The organism is Xanthobacter sp. BG11Y11_SDJG (assembly GCF_057364445.1).
Genome location: NZ_JBNFNU010000667.1, coordinates 1 through 1,342, shown reverse-complemented (window position 1 = coordinate 1,342; position 1,342 = coordinate 1). Strand labels below are relative to the sequence as shown.

1 protein-coding gene is annotated in these 1,342 nt (G+C 69.4%); it reads left to right on the top strand.

The genetic code is table 11. The annotated features are described in order from the left end of the window. The coding region (groEL, locus tag AC2W7M_RS25580; protein WP_486135915.1) for a chaperonin GroEL at window positions 1–898 on the top strand (898 nt) is incomplete at its 5' end. Window positions 899–1,342 lie beyond the last annotated feature (444 nt).

The following is a 1,342-nucleotide window of genomic DNA, read 5'->3' as shown; positions in this document are numbered from 1 at the left end:
CGCCGAGGACGTGGAAGGCGAGGCGCTCGCCACGCTGGTGGTGAACAAGCTGCGCGGCGGCCTCAAGGTCGCGGCCGTGAAGGCGCCGGGCTTCGGCGACCGCCGCAAGGCCATGCTGGAGGACATCGCCATCCTCACCGGCGGCCAGGTGATTTCCGAGGACCTCGGCATCAAGCTCGAGAACGTGACGCTGGCCCAGCTCGGCCGCGCCAAGAAGGTGATCCTCGAGAAGGAGAAGACCACCATCGTCGACGGCGTCGGCGAGAAGGCGGACATCGAGGCGCGCGTGAACCAGATCAAGGCGCAGATCGAGGAGACCACCTCGGACTACGACCGCGAGAAGCTCCAGGAGCGCCTCGCCAAGCTCGCGGGCGGCGTCGCGGTGATCCGCGTCGGCGGCTCGACCGAGGTCGAGGTGAAGGAGAAGAAGGACCGCGTGGACGACGCGCTCAACGCCACCCGCGCTGCGGTGGAAGAGGGCATCGTGCCCGGCGGCGGCGTGGCCCTGCTGCGCGCCAAGAAGGCGGTCGAGGCGGTGAATTCCGAGAACGCCGACATCGCCGCCGGCATCAAGATCGTGCTCAAGGCGCTGGAGGCGCCCATGCGCCAGATCGCCGAGAACTCGGGCGTGGAAGGCTCCATCGTCGTCGGCAAGCTGCTGGAGGCGAAGGACCCGAACCAGGGCTTCAACGCCCAGACCGAGGAATATGTGGACATGATCGCGGCCGGCATCGTCGACCCGGCCAAGGTGGTCCGCACCGCGCTCCAGGACGCGGCCTCCGTGTCCGGCCTCCTCGTCACCACCGAGGCGCTCATCGCCGAACTGCCGAAGCGGGATTCGGGCATGCCCGCGATGCCGGGCGGCGGCATGGGCGGCATGGGTGGAATGGACTTCTGAGGAAGTCCATTCCGACCGGAATGTTCAGGACCCAAGCCGGCGGTGCCGGCTTGGGTGGCGGAATGGACTTCTGAGGACGTCCATTCCGACCGGAATGTTCAGGACCCAGGCCGGCGGTGCCGGCTTGGGGGAGAAGACAGAAGGGCGCGGCCGCAGGGGCCGCGTCCTTTTGTTTGGCACTCACGTCGACGGCGGGACGGCCGCGGCGCGAAAAAGGCCGCGCGGAGCCCGTCCGGCCCGTCAGATTGCGGTGCACGGCACGCGGGCGTGCGCTAAGCTTGTGGCGGCGCAAAATGCGCGTGGCGAGGCAGGCGTGGCGGTTGCGGCAGTCAGTCAGGATGGCGAGGGCGCGCCGCTCCCCGGCATCGACGGCGTGCTCGACGCGGTCGCACGGCTCGCATCGGCCGCCTTTTCCGGGCGCGTGGTGGGAGGTCTGGCTCACCG